7 protein-coding genes are annotated in these 7,004 nt (G+C 43.6%); 3 read left to right on the top strand and 4 right to left on the bottom strand.

Features of this window, described 5'->3' with window-relative positions; translation table 11 throughout:
* Positions 1-60: 60 nt before the first annotated feature.
* A complete protein-coding gene (locus tag LAY57_RS03145) occupies positions 61-276 on the bottom strand; it encodes a hypothetical protein (protein ID WP_249064833.1) in 216 nt (71 codons plus the stop codon).
* Positions 277-734: 458 nt separating this feature from the next.
* On the opposite strand from LAY57_RS03145, the gene LAY57_RS03140 reads away from it, so the two are divergent.
* Both LAY57_RS03140 and LAY57_RS03135 read left to right on the top strand, forming a co-directional pair.
* Positions 735-1,319 carry a Uma2 family endonuclease gene (locus tag LAY57_RS03140; RefSeq protein WP_249064832.1) on the top strand — a complete coding sequence of 195 codons (585 nt, stop codon included), beginning with the start codon at positions 735-737 and terminating at the stop codon, positions 1,317-1,319.
* Between the two features lie 55 nt (positions 1,320-1,374).
* A complete protein-coding gene (locus LAY57_RS03135; RefSeq protein ID WP_249064831.1) occupies positions 1,375-2,571 on the top strand; it encodes a pentapeptide repeat-containing protein in 1,197 nt (398 codons plus the stop codon).
* A 31-nt stretch (positions 2,572-2,602) separates the two neighbouring features.
* Here the strand turns inward: LAY57_RS03135 and LAY57_RS03130 are convergent, their stop codons facing one another.
* The 3 genes from LAY57_RS03130 to LAY57_RS03120 all read right to left on the bottom strand — a co-directional run bounded on the left by LAY57_RS03130 (position 2,603) and on the right by LAY57_RS03120 (position 5,138).
* Positions 2,603-3,163, bottom strand: coding sequence for a 3'-5' exonuclease (locus LAY57_RS03130; RefSeq protein WP_249064830.1), 561 nt, complete (start codon positions 3,161-3,163; stop codon positions 2,603-2,605).
* Positions 3,148-3,714 (bottom strand): GNAT family N-acetyltransferase, encoded by a 567-nt coding sequence (locus LAY57_RS03125; RefSeq protein WP_249064829.1) that lies wholly within the window; start codon positions 3,712-3,714, stop codon positions 3,148-3,150. The genes LAY57_RS03130 and LAY57_RS03125 overlap by 16 nt, the downstream gene beginning before the upstream one ends.
* 68 nt (positions 3,715-3,782) lie before the next feature.
* Positions 3,783-5,138 (bottom strand): UDP-N-acetylmuramoyl-tripeptide--D-alanyl-D-alanine ligase, encoded by a 1,356-nt coding sequence (locus LAY57_RS03120; RefSeq protein ID WP_249064828.1) that lies wholly within the window; start codon positions 5,136-5,138, stop codon positions 3,783-3,785.
* Between the two features lie 558 nt (positions 5,139-5,696).
* On the opposite strand from LAY57_RS03120, the gene LAY57_RS03115 reads away from it, so the two are divergent.
* The gene (locus LAY57_RS03115) at positions 5,697-6,989 is read left to right on the top strand and encodes a Sll1247 family protein (protein WP_249064827.1); all 1,293 of its coding nucleotides are present in this window, start codon (positions 5,697-5,699) and stop codon (positions 6,987-6,989) included.
* The last annotated feature ends 15 nt before the right edge of the window (positions 6,990-7,004 follow it).

Genomic DNA, 7,004 nt, shown 5'->3' with positions numbered 1-7,004 from the left:
GTTTTACAGGGTCTAATCCCTGTAAGTGATGCTATGTAACCCTTTTAGGCTATTTTTACATCACAACGAATCGCACTGAGTCACTCCATTACCGGGATCTTTGGCATTAGCATACTCCCTAACGCGATCGTTTGCTTTGGGAATTTCAGGAGTACTGGAATAATGCCATTCCTCAGAAAGAATGCTTGTTAAGCTTTCCGATGGCAGAAGCTGGCGGTCTTCCCATCCAGTGGCATCTGGATCGTCACTCTTGTAGATAATCCAAGTCTGTCTCATAACGCGCGTCCTCGAAACTGGTTTGTTTGCCGTAAAAAACGCAATCTACTTTTAGGATACTGTCTCTAGTTTTGCGGATATCTTTGAGTTTCCATCCATACCTGTATTCCATCTCGAAGCATTTCTTGGGGCTGGTCGCCGAATGAATGTTTTCTTGGGTGTCCTCCCAATTTGTGCCGGTTCTCATTTTTACCGTACTCAGTACTGAGTGCTGAGTGCGAAAGTGCTGAGTAAGAAAAAGAGTACTCAGCACTTTCGCACTCGGTAAATGCCCCGCATAGCGAGTGGGCGGAATCTTATCATCAGGAGAAGGTTGATACCCCGCATAGCGAGTGGGCGGTCTTTTAACTCAGCACTCAGCACTTTCAACTCAGCACTCTTCATTAACTTGTGAACACTTTATGATTTTATCATCTTGAGTTAAAATATATACACTCAGCTAGACAAGGAGATTTCTGATGTCACTGATGACAGTAAAAGACTTGGAAAACTTACAAGCAACACTCTCCGAAGCCGGACATGATTACCAACTAGAACTCGAGAATGGGAAAATTATCGTTATGGGGCCATCAGACATTGTATCGAGTGAAATTGGAGCTTTGCTAATTCGGTTATTGGGTAACTGGGTTTATCCTCGTCGTTTGGGACGCTTGTTTGACTCCGCAGGCGGTTTCATCATGCCAGATACAAACCTAAAAGCACCCGATGTTTCCTTTGTTCGCGCCTCCCGACTTCTCCAAAGTCCTCGTTACTTTGGACAACTTGTACCAGATTTAGTAGTCGAAATTAAATCTCAAAGCGACAGAATTAAACCCATAGAAAAAAGACTTAAAAAGTTCTTAGAATTAGGAGCAGTTGTCGGAATTCTCATTGACCCCGATGAAGAAAGCGTAACCGTTTATCGACCCACAGGTGAACCAATTGTGTTCAGCAATGAAGACATCTTAACCATTCCCGAACTCTTCCCCGGTTGGGAATTACCAATTCCCGAACTGTGGCCACCCATCTTTACAGAAGCCGAAACAGAAACATTGAGTAACTGAACTAAAGAACGGTTGCTATATTAAGAACAATACAAAAACTACACCCTGCAAATATATGCAGAAAATCTTTCAGCTTGCACTCCTACTAGCCTCTCTCTGCTTAGCCAAATCGGTTCAAGCTGCCAATCCAGAACATATCAAAAAGTTACTGACAACAAATCAATGTCCCAAGTGCGACCTCAAAAACGTAGATCTCAGAGGTGGTAACTTCCGAGGGGCCGATCTCAGCGGGGCCAATTTAGCGGGTGCCATGTTGGAAAATGCTGACTTAAGGGGTGCAAAACTCCGGGGTGCCGAATTACAGCAAACCGTCCTTAGAGGTGCCAACCTAGAAGTAGCCGACCTCCAAGAAGCCAAAATGAGAGGCGCTATGCTCAGGGAAGCTAAACTCAGAGGAGCAAATTTGAGAAATGCCAGACTCCGGGGTGCCAGACTCAGAGGTGTTGACTTAAGAGAAGCTAACCTAACTACTGCCTTTTTGCCAGAAGCCATTCTCATGGAAGCTAACCTGAGTATGGCTGACTTAAGAGGTGCCAACCTAACGGGTGCCAAACTTAGTAAAGCCAAGCTGGAAACTGCCAATTTAGAGAGTGCCAACTTGACGGGTGCTGACTTAACAGATGCCTATTTAGGTGATGCTAATCTCAGAAGTGCCATCTTGAGTAATGCCAACCTCAAAGGTGCCAGCTTAGCTGCTTGTTCTCTAGTTGGAGCTAAGCTGAATGGAGCCATCCTGAACCGTACCGATATGCAGGGGGCTAACTTAACTAATGCGGATTTAACTAATGCCAAAGTGGCGAATGCTGACTTGAGTAGAACCATCCTAACTATGGCTAACCTCACTAATGCTAACCTGACTAATACAAAACTCATTAATGCCTACTTGTTTACTGCTAATCTGCAAGGTGCTATCCTGACTAATGCCAATCTAACCAGTGCCAATTTAGAAAGTGCCAATCTCAGAAATTCCATGCTGAATAATGCGGATTTGAGTCAGGCTAATCTAAAGTTGGCAACCTTTTATCAGACTGATATTAGAGGTGCGATTTTGAATGATATTGATTTCAAGGATATCGATCTAAGTCTGGTAAAACTTATGCCAGATATATTGAATCACGCAGCGCGAATGAACCGAACGCCTTTGGCAGAATTACTCCCTTCTTACCTAAATAATACTACGCATGAAGAAGCAACGCAACAAGTTATCCCGGCTGTACGGGAACAAATAAGAAGAGAAAATAGGCGTCGATAATCTTGTCCCGGCAAGAAAGTCTAGAGTGATATCATGTTCGGACTCTTGTTTTTACAACTAATTCTGACAAGATACCAGCTATATTCCAGGCATCATCCACTCCCCGATGATGCGTACCTTCTAGCGGTAAGTTCATCAGTTCCAATGCTCCTGACATACCTACTTCTTTCGGCAAGGCATGAAAAATGGCAACAAGAGTTTTGATGTTAATATGCCTCGTGCCGAAAGGATAAGTGACATTAAAAGATTGACACTGTTTTTCAAATTGTTGTCTGTCGTATTCACCGTAGCTTGCCCAAACTCGCTGATGGGATAGATATTTATCTTTCAGAATTGCACAAGCTTCTAGGAAGGTAATCCCAGTATCGACTTGTGCTTGAGTTAAAGTTGTTAACTGGGTACAAAACTCGCTGACGGTTGAACGTTCTGGTTTGACTAAGATACTTTCTTTTTCCAGTCTTTCTCCCGAAGAAATATCTAATGTGCAAATGCCAATTTCGATAATTTCGTTTTCTTGTCCCGGTCGTGGTGAACCTGACCAGCAAGTCGCTTCGATATCGATAACAATAATTTGGTCTAGTTTTTTAGCCATGTTCCTACCCTTTTAGCCATGTAAATGTCTGGCTTTCCCAATCCGTTAGCATCTGGCATGACTCCCACTATTACAAAACCGTATTTCTGATAAAATTCATAGGGATGACGGCGCAAGTTTTTGATGTTGACAATATGTTCAAAAACATTAGGATAGAGGTTTACAGCTGAAAGCGTTGTCAGATTGTCTTCGTCATCGGTGCCAACCCAGATGGTAATACCGCCACGCTTGCTAACTTGTGCTTCCAAGTCAGCTAGAAGTGCCTTTCCAATTCCTTGACGCTGACAGTCCGATCGCACAACCAAGGGATGAACTTCCCAAACCTTACCGTTATATTGACTAATGCCACCAATCCATGCTAAGACATTACTGCTGTTATCTACAGCTATTCGGCTGATTCGGTCTGGGGCCAAAGATTGCTGCACTTCTTCTAAAGCAGCTTCTATGTTAGGCCAAGCATCCGGCCAATGTTCTTTGAAGCCTTCAAATAATAAAGTGGCTGTTTGTTCAATTGCGTCTTGGTTTTCCGCAGTGAGATCGATAATTTCCATTCCCTTTATTATTTGTACTTTGCCAAAAGTCGCTGTACTTTGCTAATAACCAATGACTAATGACTGATTCACAATTGCCGAAATTGATTGACTACTCGATCGAGTCCGACGGAATGGGAGGCTTTAAAGAGAATGCGATCGCCCTCTCTCACTACCTCTTTTAACCGTTCTACCACCGCTGCATGAGTCTTAAAGCACTCAGATGGCATAGGTTTGGCACCTTCAGCGATCGCTTCTGCTTGCGGATCGTCTGTTAAAACTAGCAAAGCGTCCACATTCAACTCCCGTACAGTGGCACCTACCTGGCGATGGAATTGGGCCGATCGCTCTCCCAGTTCTTTCATCGTACCCAAAACAGCGATATGCCGTTTCCCAGGTGTCTGCGCCAGCAAATGTAACGCCGCTACCATCGACTCTAGCCCAGCATTGTAAGTTTCATCCAAAATGACGATATCATTCGGCAAATCGTAACGTTTTGCTCGTCCCTCTGGCAGCTGAACTGGCAAACCATCTGTTAAGGGTTTCCAATCAATTTTAAGAACCTTAGCTACTGCCAAAGCTGCTAAATAGTTAAGTGCGTTGTGGCGTCCTGGTAAAGGTAGGGGTAATTGCATACCTTCTACACTGACAGTATCGGAATTAATTAATTTCCCCTGTAAATCTCCCCCTTCCAGTCCGTAAGCTATGGTTTCTCCTTGCCAAACTTTGGCGGCAGTTTCCATCAGTAAGTGATTATCTTGATTGAGAATAGCTATTCCAGTAGAAGACATTTCTACGAGTAGTTCGCATTTAGCTTGCGCGATCGCTTCTTCACTACCCAACAAACCAATATGCGCTGTCCCGACATTCGTAATTACACCTAGAGTTGGGTGTGCTATTTGTGTAAGTTCCGCAATCTGCCCTCTACCCCGCATCGCCATTTCAATCACGGCGAAGTCATGTTCTGGTTCGAGTTCTAACAAAGTTTTAGGTACGCCGATCTCGTTATTGTAGTTCGCCTGGGTTTTGAGAACGCGCCCTTTAGTTGACAAAACTGCCGCAATCAGTTCCTTAGTCGTGGTTTTGCCAAACGAACCCGTAACGGCAATCACAGGAATGGTAAAGCGATCGCGCCACCAGCGTGCTAGAGCCTGGTATGCTTGTAGAGTGTCTGCTACTTGCAGTTGAGGGATATCTTCTGGCAGCTGGACATTGCTAGCGAGATCTGTAATTATGGCGATCGCTCCTTTATCAACGGCAGATGCCACAAATTCATGCCCATCAAAATTTTCACCCCGTAGCGCCAAGAACACTTCTCCCGGTGTAAGGCTGCGCGTATCGGTTGAAATACCAGTTGCCAGCATCGCCAGCGCTTTTTGGGACAAATTTTCAGGCGTGAGAGCGAGAATTTCAGATAGTTGGGCGATCGTTATCCGACAGGGCATGGTGAATAGCTAAATTTCAGTGAATTTGGAGCAACAGCCCGTACCTTAACAGAATCTTTACAAAAAATCCAGATTTTTTGTTTGTATCTTAATTGAGTAGCCGACTATAAAGTAAAATACCGAGGTATTTTGAGAATAGATAAGTGTACGTTGCAACAGACACAGGGGGTTACAACCCCTTGACGGCTGATGACAAACCTGGAAATGTTTTATATAAAACAGCTCTTGACTAGCTCGAATGCGATAGTACCTCAAGTTAAGACAATGTAAGATTATTCCAGCTAAGTGATTTAAGTCACACTTAGCTGCTATGTTTCACCATTAGGATAGAAGAAAAATGAAGGTAAAATATAGTAACTCCATAAAATAGCAAATGGGTCAAACAGGATAAGGCTGAATGAAGCCACTGTTTAAAAGCAAAGATATCAGTCTTGAGAACGATTTTTTTATACCCTCTTAAGCTTTTGGTAACAGTCAAATATAGTCTAATAGCTGAATATGGAAAATTTAAATTTTCTAGTTCCAAACAAATTTACACCCAAGGTAGAGGAGAGCGAAGTGACTACCTGGAAAGACCCCTATACACGGCAGATACGTGCAGAGGAGCAAAAGTTATATAAACATCTCCTCCACTGGGCTCAAGTGGAATCCCCAAGTCGTCTGATAGAACGCTTTCACAGCTTGTTTATCGACGGTGTGGGATACCCTGACAGCGAAATTGTGATGTTGCTCGACCAGATTATCAGTTCCAAGCAGGCTGAGCAGGACTTCAAATTTGTTCTTAATCGCTGCTGCCACATTTTGATCAACCGCTGGCAGATGCACCCCCAACAGCAAATAGCGATACCTGAGTTGGTTACGTTGTTTGAGAATACCTCCACCAGAGTAGGAAAGCATTCCTACCGTTCTAAGTCAGTCAGGCGCTTGCAGGATCTGATCAAGCTTTTTATTGAAAGCGAGCAGTATGTAACTCTGCGACGTTTGTCTCAGGTAATGAGTAAAACCGCAGAACTCAAAAATGAGGCAAAAGTCAAGCCTTTAGGAACATTGATTCGTCGGTATCCGTACTTATACGAGCATTGCCTACTGAGCGAGGACAGTACTTACGAGCATCAGCAAAACATTCGGCAAATACAAGCCCAGGCGCAGGCACAATTTGAAATCGGGCTGTCTCAGTACGTAACCTACCAAGTGCGGCGAAGTCATCTGGCAAAAAAGCAAGCTGAAAGTCCGACAAAACTAATAATCCCGCCGGTAAAGAATCCAACTCTATTGAGCGATGGAGAACTTTTCGGTGCCATTAAACAATATGCCGGTCGAGTAGAAGGCTCCTACAGTTACCGCGACTTAGCCCAAAGCTTTTTAACTCACAGTAGCAAAACTCCATCCTTCGGCGCTTTTAAGAACGATCTTTACGCATATCTGATTACTTCAATCGAGCCCGAATACGGGAAACGTCAGTTTAACAAAAAATTCCAGACACATTTACAAAACATCCTTTCACATAACGATTCCCAGCAAGTCAACGAATTTCTGCTAATCAGAACCTGTAGCCATTTGTTAAACTTTTTGGTAGTCAACAGTACCCAGCAACCTCAACACTTTATCTTCATTGACTTGGTTGCCAATCTGGGCATCAATATTACCGTTGGTTTATTGTTGAAAATCCTCCTGCTGTGCCGGAAGGTTAAGCCTTACTTAGAAAAGCGGTTTTCAATTTTGTTTAACCACTACGAGTCTGACTCTGGAGCTGCTGTTATGTGGCTGATTCAATCTTTAGAAAATTTAAATGTTGCGCTCAGTATACACTTTGGTTCAGTAGACCTTTCCTACCTTAACCAACTCAGATAGTTCCTATAGCAAAGT

It is taken from the genome of Argonema antarcticum A004/B2 (assembly GCF_023333585.1).
In the GTDB taxonomy this organism is placed as follows: domain Bacteria; phylum Cyanobacteriota; class Cyanobacteriia; order Cyanobacteriales; family Aerosakkonemataceae; genus Argonema; species Argonema antarcticum.
The sequence above is the reverse complement of the archived record's forward strand: the minus strand, read 5'-3'. Positions and strand labels throughout refer to the sequence as shown.